This window comes from Psychrobacter sp. Ps6 (assembly GCF_022129235.1).
In the GTDB taxonomy this organism is placed as follows: Bacteria; Pseudomonadota; Gammaproteobacteria; order Pseudomonadales; family Moraxellaceae; genus Psychrobacter.
In genome coordinates this window covers 75,902-98,554 of the sequence record NZ_JADQAI010000003.1, presented here as the reverse complement: position 1 = coordinate 98,554, position 22,653 = coordinate 75,902, and the positions used below count along the sequence as shown (strand labels likewise).

General features: G+C 43.9%; 17 protein-coding genes and 2 tRNA genes. 10 read left to right on the top strand and 9 right to left on the bottom strand.

The genetic code is table 11. The annotated features are described in order from the left end of the window. The 7 genes from I3255_RS04715 to I3255_RS04685 form a co-directional block, all read right to left on the bottom strand. Positions 1-1,146 (bottom strand): DUF2804 domain-containing protein, encoded by a 1,146-nt coding sequence (locus tag I3255_RS04715; RefSeq protein WP_238037385.1) that lies wholly within the window; start codon positions 1,144-1,146, stop codon positions 1-3. A gap of 12 nt (positions 1,147-1,158) precedes the next feature. Continuing rightward, positions 1,159-1,596, bottom strand: a complete 438-nt coding sequence (locus tag I3255_RS04710; protein ID WP_238037384.1) for a hypothetical protein — start codon at positions 1,594-1,596, stop codon at positions 1,159-1,161. A 64-nt stretch (positions 1,597-1,660) separates the two neighbouring features. Continuing rightward, positions 1,661-2,893 carry an iron-sulfur cluster carrier protein ApbC gene (gene apbC / locus I3255_RS04705; protein WP_238037383.1) on the bottom strand — a complete coding sequence of 411 codons (1,233 nt, stop codon included), beginning with the start codon at positions 2,891-2,893 and terminating at the stop codon, positions 1,661-1,663. Between the two features lie 196 nt (positions 2,894-3,089). Next, positions 3,090-3,890 carry a 3-hydroxybutyrate dehydrogenase gene (locus tag I3255_RS04700; protein ID WP_238037382.1) on the bottom strand — a complete coding sequence of 267 codons (801 nt, stop codon included), beginning with the start codon at positions 3,888-3,890 and terminating at the stop codon, positions 3,090-3,092. A 141-nt stretch (positions 3,891-4,031) separates the two neighbouring features. Then, positions 4,032-4,661 (bottom strand): 3-oxoacid CoA-transferase subunit B, encoded by a 630-nt coding sequence (locus tag I3255_RS04695; protein WP_238037380.1) that lies wholly within the window; start codon positions 4,659-4,661, stop codon positions 4,032-4,034. Between the two features lie 141 nt (positions 4,662-4,802). After that, positions 4,803-5,516 (bottom strand): CoA transferase subunit A, encoded by a 714-nt coding sequence (locus tag I3255_RS04690; protein ID WP_238037377.1) that lies wholly within the window; start codon positions 5,514-5,516, stop codon positions 4,803-4,805. 139 nt (positions 5,517-5,655) lie between these two features. Further along, entirely contained in the window at positions 5,656-6,996 is a 1,341-nt protein-coding gene (locus tag I3255_RS04685) for a TIGR00366 family protein (RefSeq protein WP_238037375.1), read from the bottom strand. A 390-nt stretch (positions 6,997-7,386) separates the two neighbouring features. On the opposite strand from I3255_RS04685, the gene I3255_RS04680 reads away from it, so the two are divergent. Next, a complete protein-coding gene (locus I3255_RS04680) occupies positions 7,387-8,802 on the top strand; it encodes a GntP family permease (protein ID WP_238037373.1) in 1,416 nt (471 codons plus the stop codon). A gap of 327 nt (positions 8,803-9,129) precedes the next feature. Further along, positions 9,130-11,226, top strand: a complete 2,097-nt coding sequence (gene metG / locus I3255_RS04675; RefSeq protein WP_238037371.1) for a methionine--tRNA ligase — start codon at positions 9,130-9,132, stop codon at positions 11,224-11,226. A 117-nt stretch (positions 11,227-11,343) separates the two neighbouring features. On the opposite strand, the gene I3255_RS04670 is transcribed toward metG, so the two are convergent. Continuing rightward, the gene (locus tag I3255_RS04670) at positions 11,344-11,733 is read right to left on the bottom strand and encodes a hypothetical protein (RefSeq protein WP_238037370.1); all 390 of its coding nucleotides are present in this window, start codon (positions 11,731-11,733) and stop codon (positions 11,344-11,346) included. 567 nt (positions 11,734-12,300) lie between these two features. Between I3255_RS04670 and I3255_RS04665 the strand changes: the two genes are divergently transcribed. From I3255_RS04665 to I3255_RS04630, 8 genes are all read left to right on the top strand, one after another. Next, complete coding sequence (locus I3255_RS04665) at positions 12,301-13,365, top strand: ABC transporter substrate-binding protein (RefSeq protein WP_238037368.1); 1,065 nt, start codon at positions 12,301-12,303, stop codon at positions 13,363-13,365. Between the two features lie 132 nt (positions 13,366-13,497). After that, a complete protein-coding gene (locus tag I3255_RS04660; protein WP_238037367.1) occupies positions 13,498-14,532 on the top strand; it encodes an ABC transporter substrate-binding protein in 1,035 nt (344 codons plus the stop codon). A 455-nt stretch (positions 14,533-14,987) separates the two neighbouring features. Beyond that, positions 14,988-15,887, top strand: coding sequence for an ABC transporter permease (locus I3255_RS04655; protein ID WP_238037365.1), 900 nt, complete (start codon positions 14,988-14,990; stop codon positions 15,885-15,887). Between the two features lie 64 nt (positions 15,888-15,951). Next, positions 15,952-16,746, top strand: coding sequence for an ABC transporter ATP-binding protein (locus I3255_RS04650; protein WP_058024151.1), 795 nt, complete (start codon positions 15,952-15,954; stop codon positions 16,744-16,746). 191 nt (positions 16,747-16,937) lie between these two features. After that, a complete protein-coding gene (locus I3255_RS04645; RefSeq protein ID WP_238037363.1) occupies positions 16,938-19,268 on the top strand; it encodes an FdhF/YdeP family oxidoreductase in 2,331 nt (776 codons plus the stop codon). Continuing rightward, complete coding sequence (locus I3255_RS04640; protein ID WP_238037361.1) at positions 19,269-20,321, top strand: formate dehydrogenase accessory sulfurtransferase FdhD; 1,053 nt, start codon at positions 19,269-19,271, stop codon at positions 20,319-20,321. Positions 20,322-20,560: 239 nt separating this feature from the next. Further along, a tRNA-Cys gene (locus tag I3255_RS04635) sits at positions 20,561-20,634 on the top strand. Positions 20,635-20,758: 124 nt separating this feature from the next. Continuing rightward, positions 20,759-20,845, top strand: a tRNA-Leu gene (locus tag I3255_RS04630). Between the two features lie 177 nt (positions 20,846-21,022). Here the strand turns inward: I3255_RS04630 and I3255_RS04625 are convergent. After that, positions 21,023-22,651, bottom strand: a complete 1,629-nt coding sequence (locus I3255_RS04625; protein WP_238037359.1) for a long-chain-fatty-acid--CoA ligase — start codon at positions 22,649-22,651, stop codon at positions 21,023-21,025. Positions 22,652-22,653 lie beyond the last annotated feature (2 nt).

The window sequence follows — 22,653 nt, the reverse complement described above, 5'->3', positions numbered from 1 at the left end:
CTACCATTTGGAAAAATGATCTTCTGCGAGCCCCATGATATTATCAAGCCTAATGACTTCATCTCTTATTCGAATTTCACCACTATAAAAACCTATCCATTGCTCAAAGATACTGGCTATCACACCAAAATTATCAGTCTTTTTATAGACGGTAATCGGTGTGAAGCTCAAATCAATATCGACATTGCTCCACCCTAGATTTTGATGATAAATACGCCACAGCTTTGTGGCGCTAGCATCACTTTCCACACTTGGCTCAAGACTGTCTGGCTGACTTGATCGAATATTTGAATCCTCACGAGCAAACATAACGGGTGGTAAATAGAATATTTGCCCATCAAGCCAGCAAGCATTTTCACTGGCTCCTGTTTCATTAACACCCATAGACATATTGAGCAAAAAGTGTCGACCATCTGACAAATAGCTAGTGATACAGCCCCAAAACCAATTGGTCTCATGACGCATATAGCCGAGCGTCCAATCTAGATTGGCAATAGTAGCATCGGTGAAGGTTATTTTTTGAGGTTGAGCGTCAGGAGTATTAACTGCTGAGTTGGCTTTAATGAGCAAATGCCCAGATAGTGAGGTCAACGGCTCTTTTTGCGTAAACGTCCAGCCACGCCTACCAGTCGGCGTACATATGGCTAACGGTTGTGCGCTTCGTGCTAACGCTGCTGTTATTGCAACATACTGACTGTCGAGCGCAATAGTCATCTGAGCAGGACTAAAATCCAAGGTGACGCTGAGCTTTGTATGTGTAAATGCCATCTGCCCCTGATAACCATCACCGTCTAAGTGCGTATGATGCGTCAAAGGCTGTAGCGCCTCACAGACTTCCAGCTGCTGAGTATCCTCATTATAAATGTAAACGAAAGCACTAGTCGCAAGCTTAATCGTTGCGAGCGCGAGGCACACTCGATAAGGGGGCTGGAGTATCTGAATGAAACAGAATTGGTTGGCTTTTAGTTCTTTACGCCAGTTAGGTAAGGATTTTTGTGAAATGAGATAACTATAATAGTCTAAGTAGTTGATACTTTTGACTTGGGAGAAAACACCAAAAACAGGCTGACCATTTTGGATAAGATATTCGAGATTTGCCAGTTTTAAGTTAGCGGCAGTATACGGTTTGTCGTGGCTTTTATTCATGATATCGGCATCCTAGCCAAATTTTTCTAAAGGTACTATCTGTCCTTGATAGCTCACGGTGCTATGTGAAATTCTTCTTTTTGCCTGTACAGCACCCACAAAAAATGCTTCAGTTATCACCTTAACTTCAATATTGGTTAATCCATCTGCTAGTGTTTCTGTAACATTGATTGATGCAAGCGCACTCACCCATAAAAAGTGTCTTGGAAACTTTTTTAATAGCTCAGCGAGAGCCTTTGTGAATTTGTTAAAATCGGCAATTACCATTCGGCGATTGCTAAAGTCAGCATTAATCTGATAGCGTTTGCTACTACCATCTTTATAGTAGCAAACGGCAATCAACTGATTGTTTGAGAGTTCAATGATGTATATCGGCGGGCGAAATAATCGTAAGACTCTATACTGCTTGGGAGTATTGTCTAAATGGCTCTGATAAATAGATAAGTTCAAGATATCCTCTTTTTAGACAATACATTCACTTTAAAAGTCGCCAGCTTAGGCTACTTCTCCATCATCAAAAAATCCGCTTATCATCAACAGGTTTGGCAAATTTATTGATATTGGTTTCGATGTTTTTGGCAATGTCTAGATAATACTTTGCAAATTCATCATCAGCCAATACACTTGGCTCGCCTTTATCGACTTGGGCGCGGATACCACTGGCAAGTGGCAGTTGCCCTAATAGTGGCACCTGATACTGCTCAGCGATAATCTCACCGCCGCCCGTACCAAAAATCGCTTCGGTATGATTACAGTTGCTACACGTGTGTAGCGCCATGTTCTCAACTACGCCAAGCACAGGAATATTAGTCTTGTTAAACATCTCAACGCCTTTTTGCGCATCGAGTAGCGCAACGTGCTGCGGCGTCGTGACGATGACAGCGCCTGTCACTGGAATACGCTGTGCCAATGTCAGTTGTATATCGCCCGTACCTGGCGGCATATCAATCACCAAGTAATCGAGCTTTGGCCAGTTGGTTTGATTATAGAGCTGCATCAGTGCACCCGTCGCCTTTGGTCCACGCCACGCAACTGGTGTGTTCTCCCCATCAAGCAAGCTACCAATAGAGAGCATTGCGATACCATGCGCATCCACTGGCACGAACTGCTCATTCTCTAATTGCGGCTTCACATCGGCAACGCCCAGCATGGTTGGCATGCTAGGCCCATAAATATCTGCGTCGAGCACGCCCACGCGGTTGCCCAGCTTCTGTAATGCCAGTGCGATGTTCACAGTCGTCGTTGATTTGCCAACGCCGCCCTTACCTGATGCCACAACAATAATATGGCGGATACGAGGATGCGCAGCTAATGAAGATTGTGTTGGAGCAGCTTTGGTAATTGGCGGCTCGGCGTTAGCGTTACTGGCATTACTCGCGTTGTCATTAGCGCCAGATGAAGGCTGAGATTCCATCGCATTGGTTGTCTTTGGCATCTGCTTTGGTAAGCTTGAACCTGACCCTTTTTCTGGCGCAGGTAGACGCACATTCATATGAATCGTAGTAATGCCATGAGGATGCAGCAATTGACCAAGCTCTTGTTGGACAGCTTCAGGGTTGCTGTCTTTCGGCAAACGCAGGTCTAACGTAAGTGCTTCGCCATCACGCTTAAGTCCTGTGACCATCGTCGCAATGCTGACTGCTCCTATTTGATACCCAAGCAATACTTTGTCAACGGCACTATCACGCTCTGCCTGCTGCTGAGGCGTCTCGGTTTTTGTGGTTTTTTTCTTCATAAAGTTAAACATAGCTACTATTATGGCCTATACAAGTGGGTAGATCTGGTAAATTGCTTAAGCTATCTCATTGCATACCTCGCAACCGATAGCGTTAATGAATATATTAGCCAAACCTTCTATCGTGACAGTGTAGCTGAATTAGACGCATAAAAAAACCACAACGCCAGTAGGTCTGACGTTGTGGTATATGCAAGTTGTATATATATTAATTCATAAACCAACCATGACTGGCAACAATAGATTGCCCAGTAAATACATTGGTTGGGAAAGCCGCTAAGAATAGCGCCAATTGGGCAATGTCTTCTACTGTTGTAAACTCTTTATCTACGGTATTGACCAGCATGATATCGTTAATAACCGACTCTTCACTGATGCCTTTTTCAGCTGCTTGCTCTGGGATTTGTTTTTCTACCAATGGCGTTTTGACAAACCCTGGGCAAATCACATGCGAACGTACCTTATGCGCTGCACCTTCTTTGGCTAACACACGACACAGTCCTAGTAATCCGTGCTTCGCGGTTACGTAAGGGGCTTTGTATAGTGAGGCTTCATGCGAATGAGCAGACCCCATATAAATAACTGTGCCGCCCTTATCACCTTTATACATGTGCTTAATCGCAGCTTTAGTGGTCAAAAAAGCGCCATCTAAGTGGATATTCAGCATTTTTTTCCAATCGCTAAACGCCATTTTATCAATAGGGTCGATGATCTGTATACCAGCATTAGAAACCAAAATATCAATACTGCCAAAAGTATCGATTAGCTGCTGTACACCATCGTTTACCGCACCTTCCGAGGTAACATCCATGGCAATCGCCAGAGCACGTCCACCAGCCGCTTCAATCGCGTCAACGGTTTTTTGTGCCGCTTCAAGGTTGATATCAGCAATACCAACCGCTGCGCCTGCTTTTGCATAAGTCTCAGCGATATCACGTCCAATACCGCTTGCAGAGCCAGTGACCAATGCTACTTTGCCTGTCAAATCTTGTTCTAATTGGGTCGCCATACATATTCCTTATCATGGTCTAAAATATTATTAGTTTTTATAAAATTGAACTGAACAAATACGCCACTATGATTATAGTGGCGTATTTATTTGCGGGATAAAACATATTAATCTTAGGGCAGTCACTTTACTGTACAAAGTTTACTGAATGATACTTACTGGTGTTTTTTCTTGTAGCTCGTCAAAGCTTACACCATCTGCTAATTCAACCAGTTTTAGGCCTTCATCAGTAACATCTAATACGGCAAGCTCAGTGATGATACGATCAACCACGCCTTTGCCTGTTAATGGTAGCTCACAGTTTGCCAATATTTTTGGTTCGCCATGCTTATTTACCTGCTCCATGAGGACAATCACACGCTGCACGCCTGCGACCAAATCCATCGCCCCGCCCATACCTTTGACCATTTTTTTAGGAATCATCCAGTTGGCAAGGTCGCCTTGTTCTGAGACTTCCATCGCACCCAATATCGCCAAGTTGACATGACCGCCACGAATCATTGAGAAAGACTCTGAGCTACTAAAATAGCTAGCACCAGCTTCTGCAGTCACGGTTTGCTTGCCCGCGTTAATCAAGTCCGCATCGACGTGTTCTGCTGTAGGGAACTCGCCAATACCTAGCAAGCCATTCTCTGATTGTAACCACACGTCTACGCCTTCAGGAATATAGTTGGCGACCAACGTTGGTAGACCAATGCCTAGGTTCACATAGTAGCCGTCTTGTAGCTCTTTTGCGGCGCGCTGCGCCATTTGCTCTCTTGTCCATGCCATGCTGATTTCCTTATTTTTTGCGATATTCTATTTTTATTCATTTAGACAACCAGTTATCTAATCAATTGGCTGTCTGAACTATTATCAATCTAAAATTAACTATTGGTTTCACGTACGATTAAGCGTCGACCACGTTTTTATTTACGCGCCTTCTACAGCTTTAGTCGTGGTTTTTTCGATACGTTTTTCAGGGCTAGCATTCAATACAATACGTTGAACAAAAATACCTGGTAGATGCACTTCATCCGGATCAAATGTGCCCGTTTCTACAATTTCTTCGACTTCGACGATGGTGATTTTTCCAGCCATTGCGCAGTCTGGGTTGAAGTTGCGAGCGGTCTTATTAAATATCAAGTTACCGGCTTTATCGGCCTTCTGTGCTTTGATGAGTGCTACATCCGCGCGTAATGAATGCTCTAACACATAAGTACGACCATCAAAATCACGCGTTTCTTTACCTTCGGCAACTAATGTGCCCACACCCGTTGCAGTATAAAACGCAGGAATACCCGCACCACCTGAGCGTAGCTTTTCAGCCAATGTACCTTGCGGGGTTAGCTCAACTTCTAACTCGCCTGCCAAATACTGGCGCTCAAACTCTTTGTTTTCACCCACGTATGATGAAATCATTTTTTTGATTTGGCGGGTCTGTAGTAGCAGTCCAAGTCCAAAATCATCGACGCCAGCGTTGTTGCTGATACAGGTCAACTCTCTAACGCCACTATCACGTAGTGCTTCGATCAATGCTTCTGGAATACCGCATAGACCAAAACCACCGATAGCGAGTGTTTGCCCATCACTAACAATACCGCTTAACGCCTCTTCGGCACTCTTATATACTTTTGATTGACTCATGCTTATCTCCTATGATTATCATTTATATTTTTTAATCCGTGTAAAGCCCATATTGACTTAGTTATATCAAATATCCATTTGATGATTACTTTTCATGCATTTTATTTTACGACTTTTATTTCTTTTGAATATTACAACCTTATACCACCAACCAAAACACGCCCATTATGACTGCGCCAGATACGGCAAGCACGATCAAGCAGTAGCCCATAATCGCTCGTGCATCTAAACCTGCGATACCCAGTAGTGGCAAAGCCCAAAACGGTTGAATCATATTGGTCCACGCGTCCCCCCATGCAATCGCCATCGCAGTGATAGCTGGATTGACACCCAGCTCAATGCCAGCTGGAATCATAACAGGGCCTTGAACAGCAAACTGTCCACCGCCCGATGGTACAAAGACATTCACTAGGCCAGCACTTAGAAATGCAAATATTGGGAAACTGTCTGCGGAAGCAGAATTGACAAAAAACTCGGTAATTTGCGTACTGATAGAGATGCCATCCGCATTGGCACCCGTCATAATTCCCATGATACCGCCATAAAACGGGAACAGCAGTACAATACCTGTGATGCCGCCAATGCCTGAGTGTACGGCGCGATAATAGCGCTCTAGCGTACCATGCGATAACAAACCAATGAATAAAAATAGCCCAATGACAATGTTTAACCCTAGATTAAAGCCGTTGTTGCCAAACTCGCTAATATAGTACATCAGTGCTAACGCCAGCAATATCACAGCGATAATACGACTGTCATCGAGCTTTTGCGCAGGCGTCTCTCTTAAAGGCGCGACGTACACTTCTTCTTTAATCAGCTTTGGATCAATCACGGTAGGATTTTTGGGATGCATGAAGCGGTTTAGCAGCGGCAAGATAACAATAAGCAAACCCACAATCAGTAAATTATAGCCTGCGAATACAGTCTGAGATAAAGGCACTGCTTCGGTCATCGTATTGCCAGATAGCGTCAGTAGCGTATCGCCACCCGAACTAAGCGTCAAAGGTATCGAGCCTGAGAAGCCGCCATGCCAAATCACAAAACCCGAATAAGCCGCCGCAACGAGTAAAGGATAATCAACATTGGCGACTTTCTTTGCCAGTGCTTTAGCAAAAATGGCCCCGATAATCAGACCAAAACCCCAGTTTATCCACGAACCGACCAGCCCAACCAAGGTCGATACGACAATGGCAGTCGTAGGAGAATGAACTCTGCTGGCAAGATTGTCCAATAACCGTTGAATAAATGGTGCACTAGCAAACGCGTAACCTGTGACCAGAATCAGCGCCATTTGCATCGCAAAGCTATGTAATGACCACAGTCCATTGCCCCAGTGCCCTGCCATCGCAATCATATCTTGACCAGTAATAGCCAAGCCAACCGCGAACGCAATGAGCGTTAAGACAATTGAAAAGACAAACGGAGATGGTAGATAGCGATTGACCAGCTGCACGCTCACATTGGTGATGACACTAAACATATTCACATTCCTTGTAAATTTGCTGTTTGTGATGAGATTGATGACGAGTTTTTATGGTTAGCGCTTTTTAACAATACACTTCCATTTGATAAGCACGGCTCATATCAAACATTATATTTCATATTTATAATAATACATATTATATCGGTATATCATGTATAAAATACTTATGCTAACTTAACATATTATTTTCGTAGCGCCTAGTTGCTTAGTGATTAGAAAATAACCTCAAGAGCACGCGAGTCAACAAAGCATTTCTTATCCTTCAATAATATCGCAACTGGATTTATGTTTAATAAAATCGATTAAATGGAATTTTTTGATTAATTTCTTACCTATATTAATAAGCGCGATATACTCGCTGTCTTAATTTTGCCAAGGAGGGCTATCATGTTTAGTACGCTAGCTATTGTCATTACCCTATTATTACTCATGTTTTTTGCTTATCGCGGTTACTCTGTGCTGATCCTAGCACCGATTATGGCGACGCTAGCAGTCTTACTATCAGGTGATTTTTTAAACACCATCCCCGCTTATACCGATGTTTTTATGGGCGCGTTAAGTGGGTTCTTACTTAAGTTTTTTCCTATATTTTTGCTAGGAGCACTGTTTGGACGTTTGATGGCTGACTCTGGCGCGGCAACTGCCATTGCCAATACCGTCGTCGAAAAGCTCGGTGCCAGCAAAGCCATTCTCGCGGTGATTTTGGTCTGTGCCATTTTGACTTATGGCGGCGTCTCGTTGTTCGTTGTGGCTTTTGCTATTTATCCAATCGCCAAAGACTTGTTTAGAGCAGCCGATATCCCAAAACGTTTGATTCCAGCAGCAATTGCCCTAGGGTCATTTACGTTTACGATGACTGCATTGCCAGGCACGCCAGCCATTCAAAATGCGATTCCAATTCCTTACTACAACACCAACGTATTTGCCGCGCCTATCTTGGGTATCATTGGCGGTACGATCATGTTTATCTGTGGTTGGTTGTGGCTTCAGTCACGCGCCAGAAAAGCAAATGCAGCGGGGGAAGGTTATGGTCAGCATGATGAAGAGGATGTAGGCGGCGTTGGAGCGGCTGCAAAAGAAGTTGATGTATTAAACACTCATCACACTTCATTCACCGTTGCCATGATTCCACTCGTATTGGTCATTGGCTTGAACGCTATATTGACCTATGTGGTATTCCCATCGATAGATTTCAGCAGTCTACAAACTCAATTCCCAGACTTAAATGTCGCAGGCTCGCTCGGTTTATGGTCAATTATTATCTCGTTGGTCGTGGCTTGTGTGGTGTTAATTCTGCTCCGCATCGGACATTGGAATAACCTACAAAAAACCATCAACCGTGGTACTTATGACTCGATGTTGCCGATTTTTAATACCGCTTCAGAAGTGGGTTACGGTGCAGTTATTGCCTCACTAGCGGGTTTCCTTATCATTCGTGATAGCATTTTAAACCTTACCCCTGACAACCCTCTGATCTCAGAAGCCGTCGCGATGACCACGCTTGCTGGTATCACAGGCTCATCATCTGGTGGATTGAGTATTGCGCTATCTACATTGGGTGAAGATTATCTAAGAATGGCCGTCAATGCGGGTATCGACCCTGAGCTGATGCACCGCGTAGCCGTTATGGCGGCAGGTGGTCTTGATACGCTTCCACACAGTGGCGCTGTCATCACCTTGCTAGCGATTTGTGGTTTGACCCATAAGCAGTCTTATTTGAACTTGGCAATGGTTACGATGGTCATTCCATTGGTCGCTGTGGTTGCTGTTATTATCTTGGGTACGATGTTTGGTTCATTCTAAGTTAATCGGTATTTGCTACTAATACCTAAGCTAGTAATACATAAATAAAAATCCATTTAGCATCATGCTTGGTGGGTTTTTTATGGCTGGTTTATGACCATCAAATACGGTATAAGCCTATCGTTTATGGCTAATAAATGCCTGCCAGATGAGAAGTAATTACTAAGGAATATCACAAAATTATCTGAATTACGGTATCATAGGCGCACTTTTTGAATTTTTATTATTTTTAGAAGTTTTTAGCATTAGCGATGTCGCATCGATGAGCGATGAACCGCTTAAGATGTTCGATAACTAACCCGTTTATATAAAAATATAGGTGATTTTGTGCGTGAGATTCTAGTAACCAGTGCGCTGCCCTACGCCAATGGCTATATCCATTTGGGGCATCTTGTAGAATATATTCAGACTGACATTTGGGTACGTGCGATGAAAGCGCAAGGCCATCAGGTCACCTATGTCTGCGCGGATGACGCACACGGTACGGCAATCATGCTCAAAGCAGAAGCCAATGGCGTCACGCCAGAAGAGCAAATTGCCTCAGTCAAAGCCTCACACGAAGCAGATTTTTCAAAGTTCCTAATCAATTTTGATAATTATCACAGCACCCATTCAGAAGAAAACAAACAGTTCTCTGAGCTGATTTATCGTCGTCTAAATGAGGCTGGTCATATCAGCACAAAAGATGTCGAGCAGCTGTTTGATCCTGAAAAGCAACTATTCTTAGCCGATCGCTTTGTCAAAGGTACTTGTCCAGAATGTGATTCACCAGACCAGTACGGCGATAACTGTGAAGTATGTGGCACCACTTACGATGCAACGGATCTAAAAGACCCGCATTCGACACTGTCTAATGCAACGCCAGTACTTAAAACTTCTAAGCATTATTTCTTTGATTTGCCAGAGTTTGAGCAGTTCTTACAGGACTGGACGCGCAGTGACAATCGCTTGCAAACCTCAGTCGCTAACAAGCTACAAGAATGGTTTGATGCAGGACTTACCAGCTGGGATATCTCGCGCGATGCGCCTTACTTCGGCTTCCAAATTCCAGATACCCCAAGCGATGAGCCAGACAAATATTTTTATGTCTGGCTAGATGCGCCAGTGGGCTACATGGCAAGCTTTAAAAACCTATGTGATAAGCGTGCGGGAACAGACCAGGCACTTGATTTTGACCGTTACTGGGCACAAGAAAACGAGCACAAAACCGAAGTTTATCACTTTATTGGTAAAGACATCGTGTATTTCCACGCCCTATTCTGGCCAGCCATGCTAGCAGGTAGCGAATTGCGTACCCCAACAGGTGTCTTTGCCCATGGTTTCTTGATGGTCAATGGCGAAAAAATGAGTAAGTCACGCGGTACTTTTATCAAGGCCGAGACTTATGCTGAGCACTTACATCCAGAATACCTACGTTATTACTTCGCCAGCAAACTGTCTGATAAAGTTGAGGACATCAACTTAGATTTAGAAGACTTTATGCAAAAGGTCAACTCTGACTTGGTTGGTAAAGTCGTCAATATCGCCAGTCGTAGTGCAGGATTTTTGGTTAAAAAGTACGACGGTATACTATCTGAAACTTGCGCTGAACCGCGCCTATTAGAAGACATTACCAAAACGGGCGATGAGATTGCAGCTGCCTATGAGAATCGTGAATTCTCACGTGCTATGCGCCTCATCATGCAGTGTGCGGACAAAGCTAACGAATATATCGATGCCAAAAAGCCATGGTCGCTAGCGAAATTGGAAGGCACTGAAAAAGAAGTTCAAGACGTCTGCTCGGTCGCTATCAACATCTTCCGTCAATTGATGGTCTATCTGGCGCCAGTATTGCCTGAACTGACAGCAAATGCGAAAGAGTTTTTGAATGTTGATGATTTAAGCTTTGCCAGTCGTAATGAGTGGTTGCTAGGTCATAAAATCAATAAATTCAAACCGCTGATGCAACGTATCGAAGAAAAAGATATCGAAGCCATGGTAGAAGACTCAAAAGCATCATTAACTCAAGCCGATGCACCTACCGCGACTACAGACAGTAAATCTGCTGCTAAAAACGAAGCGTCAGCAGAAATGAACACAGATGCTGAGCAAACGGATTATATTGGTATCGAAGACTTTGCCAAAGTCGAGATGAAAGTCGCACACGTTTTAGAGTGCAATCACGTAGAAGGCGCGGACAAGCTACTGCAGTTCACACTGGATGTTGGCGAAGACAAACCACGTAATGTATTTAGCGGTATTCGTAAGTTCTATGAGCCTGAGCAACTGACGGGTAAGAAAGTCATTTGCGTGACCAACCTTGCCCCGCGTAAAATGAAATTTGGCGTATCAGAAGGCATGGTATTATCAACAGGCAATCCAAAAACTCAGCTAACGGTCGTTACTCTACCTGATAACTGTGTCATTGGTGATGTGCTCGCATAGGAACGTTAATAAGTAACGTTAACTTAAGTAATGATGTAAGTAACAACTAAAGAAAGAAAAAAAACGGTCTAAATAGACCGTTTTTTTATGGCTGACTTAAAAGATTAAAGTGCGCTGTTATCTACTCAAAACATCAATAATTTCCAACGTATTATTAATCACTGTCACAATCTTATCGTCTGGCGTACGGATACGCTCGTAGCGGTCATCATAACGGTCTAAAATGACAGAACGATCATAATCTCTTCTATCAATCTTGCCGACTACTCTATAACCGTATTTATCAAGATCGCGCTTGAACGAGGCATTTGGGCTAGCATTGCGATACGCATTAATATTAGGGTGGGCATTGCCACTATGCTTATAATCTTGACTGATATAAGCGCCCTTACTCTTATCTTTTCCGTAGCCGTTTCCATGATTGTCTTTTGCCATAGCAGGCAGGCAAATCAATGAGCTTGCCGTAATACCAGCGATGGTTAGTAACTTCAAATTAGCCGTATTCATAATGTTATCCTTAAAATATGCGAATGAGATGTTCAAGTGCGTTGTATATTCAATACGTCAACATAGTAATGATATGGATTTTCGACGTACTCTACTTCTCATATAAAAAACTTTTATATAAACATTAGCTTACGTTAATTATGAGGTCGGTTCGTAATAGATGCGTTGCTAGTGTGTACCCTTTTTTATTATCGTTTTATTAAATATAAAGCCATCTAAAAAGCACTATTTTATGATTATCTTTTTAAAATAAACCCTTGCGCTACCCATCAATGTACCTCTTAATTGCGCCTATGACGAACGCGCTTTAATTTTTTATTGCGATAACTTACATTACTGTCATAATATGAACATAATAATCGACGGAACGATTACTTTATTTAATGGTTAGCCTGCTATTTTGGCATCAACATAGCATTGACTCGGCTAATCTGCATTCTCCAATATCTTTTTTAAAACCAAAGAGAACCAAACAGATCCTTTGAGCATTGCTATTAGCAGGCTTGATAAATCTGGCAGTACTCACTTGGTTTTTATGATTGATATAACCTATGAGTTATCCTAATAATGACTATTGCTTCTACTCTACGCTTAAGCCTATATGGCTTTGCTCTTAGTGCCATTAGCACACTTGGCCTCATCAGCTGCTCGAACTCATCTACTGACACAGCAGCCACTACTGAAAATAGCGCTGCTGCAGATGCAGAAAAACCTGCCAAATCTATTGCGATTACCCAAATCGTTGAGCATCCATCATTGGATGATATGCGCCGCGGTATTATTGATGAGCTGGCAGACAATGGTTATGTCGAAGGCCAAAACCTAACGGTCAACTTCCAAAGTGCACAGGGCAATACAGCGACAGCAGGACAGATTGCTAAGCAGTTTGCAGGAGACAATCCGGACGCCATCGTCGCTATCTCGACGCCATCGGCCCAGTCAATTGTCGCGGCTACTACTACGATTCCTATTATCTATACTGCTGTGTCAGACCCGCTGGGTGCCAAGCTTATTACCGAAGATGGCAAGCCCTTTCAAAGCAATTTGACAGGATTATCGAGTCAGCTACCTCTAGAGCCGCAATTAGATTTATTGCAGCAAATAAAGCCCGATATGAAAACGATCGGCTACGTTTACAGCCCAGGCGAAGCAAACTCAGTGTCATTGCGTGATAGTCTAAAACAAGCCCTGCCAGCAAGAGGTCTGACATTGTTAGATATTCCTGCCAATCGTCCAACCGATATCGGCATGGCAACACGTAGCTTGCAAGGACGCGCAGATATCATCTACACCTCATTTGACAATAATGTCGCTTCTGCTTTTGAGGCCATGACCCAAGCCGCGAATGAATTAAAATTACCCATTGTTGCGTCGGATGAGTTCAGTGTGAAGCGCGGCGCGACTGCTGCTCTTGGCGTTAATGATTATGACTTTGGTCGTACCACTGGCAAAATGGTATATCGCGTATTAAATGGCGAGGCGATCAATACCATTGAACCTGCCGTCATGAACGATCTAACCTTATATATCAGTCCTAAGCACGCCAAAACGCAAGGCATTAATTTGCCAGCAGAGTTACTAAAAAATGGCATCAATGTTGATGAACAAGCGCAAAGCACTGATAACAAATAGCACGAATAAAATAAATAGTACTGAATAGTAATATTGAAAAATAACCTGTAGCCATCATAAGTGGCTCGCTTTACCCTTTTACCCATTTATTAATAATGTACGGACACATTATTACTTTTAGGAGTCAGAACCATGTTGTATCAAAATCGTTTTAATTTTGGCAAAGCGTTACTACTAGGCGGTGTATGCACTGCTGCTATCTTAACGGGTTGTAATCAATCAGCCCAAGATACCAGCACGACTGATACTGCGGCTACTGGCGATACTGCCACCGAAATGAAAACTGTTGCTATCACTGCTATCGTTGAACATCCAGCACTTGATGATGTACGCAAAGGCGTGATCGACGAATTAAACGAAGCAGGATTCAAAGACGGTGAAAACCTAACCGTCAACTTCCAAAGCGCGCAGGGCAATACAGCGACAGCAGGACAGATTGCTAAGCAATTCGTCGCTGATGCGCCAGATGTTATCGTCGCTATCGCAACACCATCTGCACAGTCTGTTGCCGCTTCTACTAGCAGCATTCCATTGGTATTCTCTGCGGTTACCGATCCGGTAGCAGCCAAACTGGTACCTAAGTTAGATGGTTCTGGCACCAATGTTACAGGCGCATCAGATGCGCTACCGTACGAGCCACAAATCGACTTGATGCGTCAAATCATTCCATCATTAAAGAATGTCGGTTATGTCTATAGCCCAGGTGAAGTCAACTCAACGATTATCTTACAAAATCTAAAAGAGAAATTGACACCGCTCGGCATCAATGTATTAGAAGCACCAGCACAGCGTAGTAATGACATCGCGATGGCAGCCCGTAGTCTTGAAGGCAAAGTCGACATGATCTATACGTCGACTGATAACAACGTGGTATCCGCTTACGAGTCACTCTATCAAATTGCTAAAGAAAGTAAGATTCCTCTTATCGCATCAGACACGAGCTCAGTTGAGCGCGGTGCGGTTGCGGCACTAGGTGTAGACTACTACGAGCTTGGCCGTGAAACGGGCAAAATTGTTGTTCGTATCTTGAATGGTGAAAAAGCAGGCGCTATCCCTGTTTATACCCCACAAGCGCTTAACCTATATGTCAGCCCAAAACATGCTCAAGAAGAAGGCATCACTTTGCCACAAGCGGTTATCGATAAAGCAAAAGAAGTGGTAGAATAACGCACCTTTGTATTTGGCTTAAAATAGTAGCCGTAAGCAAGATAGCCATATCAATCAGTGATTGATCGCAATCTTGCGCTGTGATACCAGACGTTTGACAAGAAACCCAGCTATGAGTCAGTAAGCTGGGCTTCTTGTTTCAGCAGAATCTATTTAAATAGCTTGTTTCATATATTGCTTATATTGCTGTAGTTAGCTTGTGGCTTATCTGCTACTTGTTAAGTAAAATACATTTTTATTGCATTAAATATTGCCATGGCTCGAACTATAGCTTTAAACCAAGGTAACTTATGATCGTTGTTAATCGTGACCTCTTTTGGTTTACCCTAACCGCAGATTGCTTAATCTGTTAAATTCACCGCTTAGCTGTTTAGCATTTAGATGGTTTTGGCGCTTGCCACTCACCTATCTTGGTTCCATACGCTAGACACTGGGTTATGACTTACTGATCTCTTATGTCTTTAATTGCTTTTTTTGGTGCGCTTGAAAGTGGTCTGATCTATGGCCTCGTCGCACTTGGTGTGCTGATCTCATTTCGTACGCTTGACTTCCCTGACTTGACGGCTGACGGTAGCTTTCCGTTGGGCGGCGCGGTCGCTGGCATCTCTATCGTTGCCGGTGTCAATCCATGGCTTGCCTGTGCTTTTGGTATGCTAGCAGGGTCAGTCGCTGGTATCATTACTGCGTGGCTGCACGTCAAACTTGGTATCCTACAGTTGCTTGCCAGTATCTTGGTGATGGTTGCCCTATATTCTGTCAACCTACGTATCATGGGCGCCCCAAACCTACCGCTACTTGGTGAAACGACGGTATTTAGTACCTTAGTGACTAATGGCAATGGCTATTGGATGCGCTGTCTGATTATCGGTGTCGTCGTGGCGATTGCTATGATATTTTTAAACTGGTTTTATAGTACCGAAACCGGTTTATCCATGCGTGCTACGGGCTCAAATTTGAGAATGGCACAAGCGCAAGGTATTAATACCTCATGGATGACCATTATCGGTATGGCGATCTCTAACGGTTTGATTGCCTTGGCAGGTGCACTATTTGTCCAGACCCAAGGCGGCGCTGATATCTCTATCGGTATCGGTACCATCGTCATCGGTCTCGCAGCAGTCATCATTGGTGAGACCATCATTCCTGCCAAGCGTATTTGGCTAATTACCTTTGCCGTTGTGGTCGGTGCAGTATTGTACAAGCTGTTTATTCAGGTCGCACTATCGAGCGATACGCTGCGTAGTATCGGCTTCGGTCCGCAAGATTTGAACTTAATTACCGCGTTACTCGTGGTACTGGCTTTGGTTTTACCAAAAGCGAAAACGAAGTTTTTATCACGCAAAGTTCGCGCCTAATGACAGTTTAAGCAAGTGTCAACAGCACTTGCTTTGCTTGAAGAGATAATAAGGAATAACGATTATGATGCAAGCCACCGATTTACAGTTGACCTTTAATCCAGGCACACCTATCGAAAACCCTGCCTTACGTGGTATCAGTTTGAATATCGCTGATGGTGAATTTGTCACCGTTATTGGTACCAATGGTGCAGGTAAATCGACTTTTTTGAACGCAGTCAGTGGTACCACGCGCGTCGATAGTGGCTCAATCTTGCTAAATGGTATTGATGTCACCAAAAAATCTGCCCATCAACGTGCGCACTGGGTTGCTCGTGTTTTTCAGGATCCAATGGCGGGTACTTGTGAAGCGCTGACGATCGAAGAAAACATGGCACTGGCCTATAAACGTGGCGGCAAGCGCGGTTTGAAGTTTGCACTAAATCAAAACAACCGTGACTTGTTCCGCGAAAAGCTATCTGTATTAAAACTGGGACTAGAGAATCGCCTGACAGACCGTATGGGTCTACTCTCTGGTGGTCAACGTCAAGCCGTGAGCCTTCTGATGGCATCGTTACAGCCATCTAAGATTCTACTACTCGATGAGCATACAGCTGCCTTAGATCCAAAAACCGCAGCCTTTGTCTTAGAATTGACAGATAAAATTGTCACAGATAATAAGCTCACCACTATGATGGTGACGCATTCTATGCAACAAGCATTGGCACATGGTACGCGCACCGTGATGCTACACCAAGGACAAGTGGTCTTGGATGTGTCTGGAGATATTCGTAAAGGCATGACCGTACACGATTTGTTAGATATGTTTGAGCAAACACGCGGCGAAAAGGTCGAAGACGACAGTTTAATTTTAAGCTAAAACCTTTCAACTTATGAATATTACGTAGCAGATATAACTGTTTTAGCTACTTTTGAAACCTTTAGGAAAATTGATTTTTCTTGAAGGTTTTTTGTTATCTATAGTTAATGATGATATGAAGTTTCTGTTGACCATTATATAGTTGTTGTTTATCAATGCTTCACTATTGTCATCTATCTATGAGGTCTGTCATGCGCAAAATTCCTATTTATTCCCACCCTGCTGCTGGTTGGCCTGCGCTGATCTCTTCGACTCAAAAGCTGATGGATTATCAGACATTTCTACGGGGCGGCCTAAGTGTATTCAAAAGCAATCAACCTCAGGGCGGATTTGACTGCCCCGGTTGTGCATGGCCCGACCATAAATCGCACAAATCCATCGATGTCTGTGAAAACGGTATAAAAGTCATTGCTAGCGAGACCATGACGCACAAAGCAGATGCCGATTTTTTTGCCAGACATACCGTCACCGAGCTACAAGAATGGTCTGGTTACGAGCTTGAACATAGTGGTCGTTTATCAGAGCCGATGTATTACGATGCCGCGCAAGATCGTTATGTTCCTATTCCATGGGAAGCGGCTTACAGCTTGATCGCTGAGCAGTTGAGACAGCTTGGTTCACCAGATGAAGCACTATTTTATACATCAGGGCGCGTGACCAACGAGCCTGCCTTCTTATATCAGTTATTTGTACGCTGTTTTGGTACCAATAATTTGCCAGATTGCTCTAATATGTGTCATGAACCAACGTCCGTCATGCTTAGCAAACAGTTGGGTATTGGTAAAGCAACGGTCATGCTAGAAGACTTTGAGCAAGCCAAGCTGATATTAATGTTTGGACAAAACCCAGCAACTAATCATCCAAGAATGCTGGAGATGCTTGCACACGCGCATGAGCAAGGCTGTCGAATCATCTCGATCAATCCGATGCGTGAACAAGGCTTGAGTAAATTTAGAAATCCGCAAAAACCAACGCATATGGCCGCGGGTCAAAGTGATGATATGGTTGATGATGTCATTCAAATCCAAATTGGCGGGGATGCCGCACTATTAACGGGCATTGCCAAATGGCTGATTGAAAACGATAAAATCAACCATTACTTTATCACCACTCATACCTCAGGTTTTAAACCGCTAAAACAATGGCTAACAGCGCAAACTTGGGAAGATATCACGCTTGGATGCGGTATCCCTCAAACAGATATTATCAATCTCGCTAAATTAGTTGCTGATAGCCCAGCGACGATTTGTACTTGGGGCATGGGTATCACCCAGCACGTGCAAGGCGATGACAATGTCGCAATGATTACCAATTTACTGCTACTAATGGGCATGATCGGTATTGATGGTGCAGGTGCCTCTCCCGTTCGTGGTCACTCTAACGTTCAGGGCGATCGTACTATGGGTATTCATGAGCGCCCTAGCAAGAGCCTGCTGGACAGTCTTGAGCGTGTCTTTGAGCGCCCTATGCCGCAAGAGCATGGCTACGACGTCGTTACAGGTGCCAAAGCACTTATCGCGGGTCAACTAAAAGTCTTTATGGGTATGGGCGGTAATTACGCGGTAGCAGCCCCTGATACGAGCGCTATAGAACAAGCACTGACCACCACTCAGCTCAATATATTTGTCGGTACCAAGCTCAATGAGACGATGCTATACCCCGGTGCTAATAATTTGATCCTGCCCTGCTTAGGCCGTACTGAACGTATTGTAACGACAAAGGGTGAACAGTTTGCAACGATCGAAGACTCAATGTGCCAAATCGTTCCGACTCAAGGCAAGCTCAAACCTGTTAGTGATACTTTGAAATCTGAAGCTCAAATCGTAGCGGATATTGCGGTTCATGTGCTCGGCGCCGACTCCTCTATTCCTTGGCTTGCAATGAGTGAAGATTTTGACCTTATTCGAGACTATATCGCTCAAGCTATTAACGGTTTTGAAGACTTTAATCAGCGCATTCGCCATTCGGAACGTGGTTTTCATTTGTATCACGCGGCGCGTCACCGTGTATGGAATACTGAGAGCGGCAAAGCGCAGTTTGAAGTACCACAATACCCCATTACGTACGTTGCAGCCCAAATGGCAGATGCGCAAGGCATTGATGACGAGAATACAACGCAAAACGTAACGCAAAAGGTTTGGCAATTGACCAGCGTCCGTAGTCACGATCAATTTAATACCATGATATTTGGGTTTAGAGACCGTTATCGCCAGACTAATCGCCGCGATGTGTTGTTTATGCATCCAGATGAAATCAGCCGCCTAGGCTGGCAAAAAGGTGACCATATTATGGTGGCTCGCCAACGCGCTAAAGACAGTTCAGGACAACCACGCATACTAGGTCCATTAATATTAACAGAGATGGACATTGCCTCTAATGCAGTTGCTGCTTACTATCCTGAATGCAACGATCTGTTTGATTTGGACACACATGCGCCAGACTCTCATATTCCAGCGTACAAGTCGACGACCGTTACTTTGGAGCGCGTCAATGCAGGTGCTCGAATAGCTGAGCCTGCGTAAATGACTATGATAATTGAAGATAGCGTCGAGAAAAGTGAGTCACCTAGCACTACTGCTATGATTAATGATACAGCTGAAACTAAAGTGGTTATGACTGGAAAATTTGAGGATAATGATAACGGCGCAGCCGAGACAATGCTCGCTCGCAAACATTTAGCACAGAAGCATTATTATCCATCGGACAAGGTTCATACAGCCGATATACCTCAAAGCTATATTGAACCTCAAACTACCAGTTTGGCAGTAGAAGCAGCGGTGTCAATTATCATCAATGGGATTCATTATGCGATACTGATGGCCAGCCCTTACCAACTAGAGTACTTGGCTATTGGCTTCTTATTTAGCGAGGGCTTGATTCAGCACAGTCACGAGTTACTCGATTGGGAAGTGACTCACCTTACGGATATTGATAGCTACCAAAAGTTTGCTCAGGCTTCAAGAGACGAAGATTTTGAACCATCATCATTTGAGCAAAGCTTACAACAATTTCAGGATTATGATATTTATATCGTAGAGCTGATCTTAAGCCAGCGTTGCCATCAGCGTATCCAAGCACAAAAGCGTCAACTGGCGGGGCGTACAGGTTGCGGCATGTGCGGTATCACTGGCCTGACACAGGCATTGCCCGACTTGAGCCACTACTCACAAGCAAACATGCATAGCTATAAGGCACCCGTGCCGAGCCTTGACTATCTATTAGTACTACGTCAACAAGTAGATGCCGCACAGCACACACATCAACTAACAGGCGCTGTGCATGCAGCAGCAACGATGTACAATCAGCAGCTATACTTATTTGAGGACGTGGGGCGCCACAATGCGCTTGATAAATTAATCGGTTGGCAACTGCGACAAAAAGCAGAGGTTGATTGCGTACTTATGACCTCACGATTATCGATTGAATTGGTACAAAAATCTATTCGGAGCCACATTCCTTGGCTCGTTGGAATGTCAGCGCCGACCAGTACCGCGGTGCGTGTTGCTGAACGCTATGGTCTTGGGTTAGCAGGATTTTTGCGTAACAACCGGGTCACTTACTACTCGCAGGTCTGATCATCCATAGATACAAACAATACCAAAAAGACCAAAGGTAACGATAAAGAGTGCTCATCAGGTTAACATTTGATGTTCAATACTCCTTTGCCCTTTTATTCTCTAATTACAACTAAATTAGTAACAACCTAACCAATTGAAAATAAAAGGTAAATATATATTAGTCAAAAATAACGCTTCTTTGCATAAAAAATGACTTGTAATTTGGCATATTTTTGCTAATATAGTCCACCTTGATTGGCTGGATGGCAGAGTGGTCATGCAGCGGACTGCAACTCCGTTAACGCCGGTTCGATTCCGACTCCAGCCTCCAATTATTTATTAACTTTACGTTAATTTTGGCTTGCATTATTATCTCAACCGATTATAATAGCGACCACTTATCTAGTAACTAGATGGTCTATCAGCTAGCTTACAATTTAGATAATACAAGTTTTGCCCGGGTGGTGAAATTGGTAGACACAAGGGATTTAAAATCCCTCGCTAGCAATAGCGTGCCGGTTCAAGTCCGGCTCCGGGTACCATTACATAGTCCTATACTATCTTATAGAACAGCTAAAGCCCCTGATATCAGGGGCTTTGTTGTATCTGGCGTTCTATATTATCCTGCTCTATTTATTATCGCTTGTAATTCTGATACATGTCGACTTTCAACGCATATCAGGGGCGTTTAGAATACACACTATTTTACAAACATACCATCACATGTCCAACAATACATCGCCATAGTCATCACGCAAATCTTTTTTCACCATTTTTCCAGCACCGTTCAGTACGATGTTCTCTACAAAAATAACTTTGTCAGGTATCTGCCAGCTAGCAATTTTATCTTCATAAAAACTTAGCACTTGTGACTCATCGAGTTCTGCATTCTCTTCTTTTACCACAATCAGTACTGGACGTTCTCCCCATTTTTTGTGTTTTGCCGCGATAGCAGCCGCCATTTTTATCTGGGGGTGTGCCGCCGCAATATTTTCAAGCTCTACTGAGGAGATCCACTCTCCACCAGACTTAATTAGATCTTTTGATCGGTCACGAATATTCATATAGCCATCAGCATCAATGGTTGCAATATCACCCGTGTCAAACCAGCCATCTTCCGTAATAGCATCAGGATTCTCTGTATAATAATCATTGATAATCCAGTGACCTTTAATCTGCAAGCGGCCCTGAGAGACTCCATCTTCTTTGACTTTTTTAAGCGGCTCATCAGTATCTATGAGGCGTAACTGCACGCCATAGGGTGGACGACCTTGAGAATTACGTAATTCGTTAATCTCATCCCTACTCAGCAATTTATGCTTAGCCTTTATTTGATTCATCGTTCCAAGTGGACTGGTCTCCGTCATACCCCAGCCGTGTACCGCATCGCAATTAAAATCTTCTCTAAACGTTTTAATCACTGATGGTGGACAAGCGGCGCCACCGACAATGGTCCGCGTCATACTATCAAGCTTACTGCCTCTGGCTTTAGCGACAGTCAATAGGCTTTGCCAAATCGTCGGAACACCTAAAGCGACCGTCACCTTATAATCATCGATGAGAGAAACTAGGTTATCACCATCTAGATTGGGACCTGGGAGTATCAGAGAGCAGCCAGTTAATGCAGCCGCATAAGGGGTACCCCACGCGTTAACATGGAACATCGGTACCACAGGGAGTAGGACGTCTTGCGCAGATAATCCCGACACATCCGGCATGCACAATGCCATCGCATGAAGCACAGAAGAGCGGTGCGTGTATAAAATCCCTTTAGGATTGCCTGTCGTGCCTGAGGTATAGCACAACGAGCTGGCAGTTGCTTCATCAAACTGAGGCCAATCAAAGTCAGCATTATGCTCCGCTAATAACTCATCAAAAAATAATACCTCAGGCAGTTTTGCGACAATACTATCCTCTCGAGCGCTCAAGCAAATAAAGTGCTCAATCCCTTTAATATCTTCTTTAATCGCCATAATAAGCGGTAGGAATGTGACATCAAAAAATAGCACGCGGTCATCAGCATCATTGATAATGTAGCTAAGCTGCTCAGGAAATAAACGTGGATTAATGGTATGGCAAACCATACCACTGCCTGAAATCGCATACCAAGCTTCTAAGTGGCGGCGATTGTTCCAAGCCAATGTGGCTAAGCGCTCTGATGATTTAAGTCCCAGTGCAGCCAACGCGTTGGCCAACCGTTTCGAGTTATTCGAAATCGTAAGCCAATTAGTATGAGTCATTTGTCCATCGACTTCTTTGGACAAAACTGCCGTATCACCGTGATAGCGGGCAGCGTGTGCGATTAGACCACTGATCAGCAATGGCTGATACATCATTTTTCCTAACATAG

What these genes read in the sequence shown, in the direction of transcription:
- I3255_RS04715 (WP_238037385.1), bottom strand. Translation starts at nt 1,146, where the DNA reads ATGAATAAAAGCCACGACAAACCGTATACTGCCGCTAACTTAAAACTG.
- apbC (WP_238037383.1), bottom strand. Translation starts at nt 2,893, where the DNA reads ATGTTTAACTTTATGAAGAAAAAAACCACAAAAACCGAGACGCCTCAG.
- I3255_RS04700 (WP_238037382.1), bottom strand. Translation starts at nt 3,890, where the DNA reads ATGGCGACCCAATTAGAACAAGATTTGACAGGCAAAGTAGCATTGGTC.
- I3255_RS04695 (WP_238037380.1), bottom strand. Translation starts at nt 4,661, where the DNA reads ATGGCATGGACAAGAGAGCAAATGGCGCAGCGCGCCGCAAAAGAGCTA.
- I3255_RS04690 (WP_238037377.1), bottom strand. Translation starts at nt 5,516, where the DNA reads ATGAGTCAATCAAAAGTATATAAGAGTGCCGAAGAGGCGTTAAGCGGT.
- I3255_RS04685 (WP_238037375.1), bottom strand. Translation starts at nt 6,996, where the DNA reads ATGTTTAGTGTCATCACCAATGTGAGCGTGCAGCTGGTCAATCGCTAT.
- I3255_RS04680 (WP_238037373.1), top strand. Translation starts at nt 7,387, where the DNA reads ATGTTTAGTACGCTAGCTATTGTCATTACCCTATTATTACTCATGTTT.
- I3255_RS04670 (WP_238037370.1), bottom strand. Translation starts at nt 11,733, where the DNA reads ATGAATACGGCTAATTTGAAGTTACTAACCATCGCTGGTATTACGGCA.
- I3255_RS04665 (WP_238037368.1), top strand. Translation starts at nt 12,301, where the DNA reads ATGACTATTGCTTCTACTCTACGCTTAAGCCTATATGGCTTTGCTCTT.
- I3255_RS04660 (WP_238037367.1), top strand. Translation starts at nt 13,498, where the DNA reads ATGTTGTATCAAAATCGTTTTAATTTTGGCAAAGCGTTACTACTAGGC.
- I3255_RS04655 (WP_238037365.1), top strand. Translation starts at nt 14,988, where the DNA reads ATGTCTTTAATTGCTTTTTTTGGTGCGCTTGAAAGTGGTCTGATCTAT.
- I3255_RS04650 (WP_058024151.1), top strand. Translation starts at nt 15,952, where the DNA reads ATGATGCAAGCCACCGATTTACAGTTGACCTTTAATCCAGGCACACCT.
- I3255_RS04645 (WP_238037363.1), top strand. Translation starts at nt 16,938, where the DNA reads ATGCGCAAAATTCCTATTTATTCCCACCCTGCTGCTGGTTGGCCTGCG.
- I3255_RS04640 (WP_238037361.1), top strand. Translation starts at nt 19,269, where the DNA reads ATGACTATGATAATTGAAGATAGCGTCGAGAAAAGTGAGTCACCTAGC.
- I3255_RS04625 (WP_238037359.1), bottom strand. Translation starts at nt 22,651, where the DNA reads ATGTTAGGAAAAATGATGTATCAGCCATTGCTGATCAGTGGTCTAATC.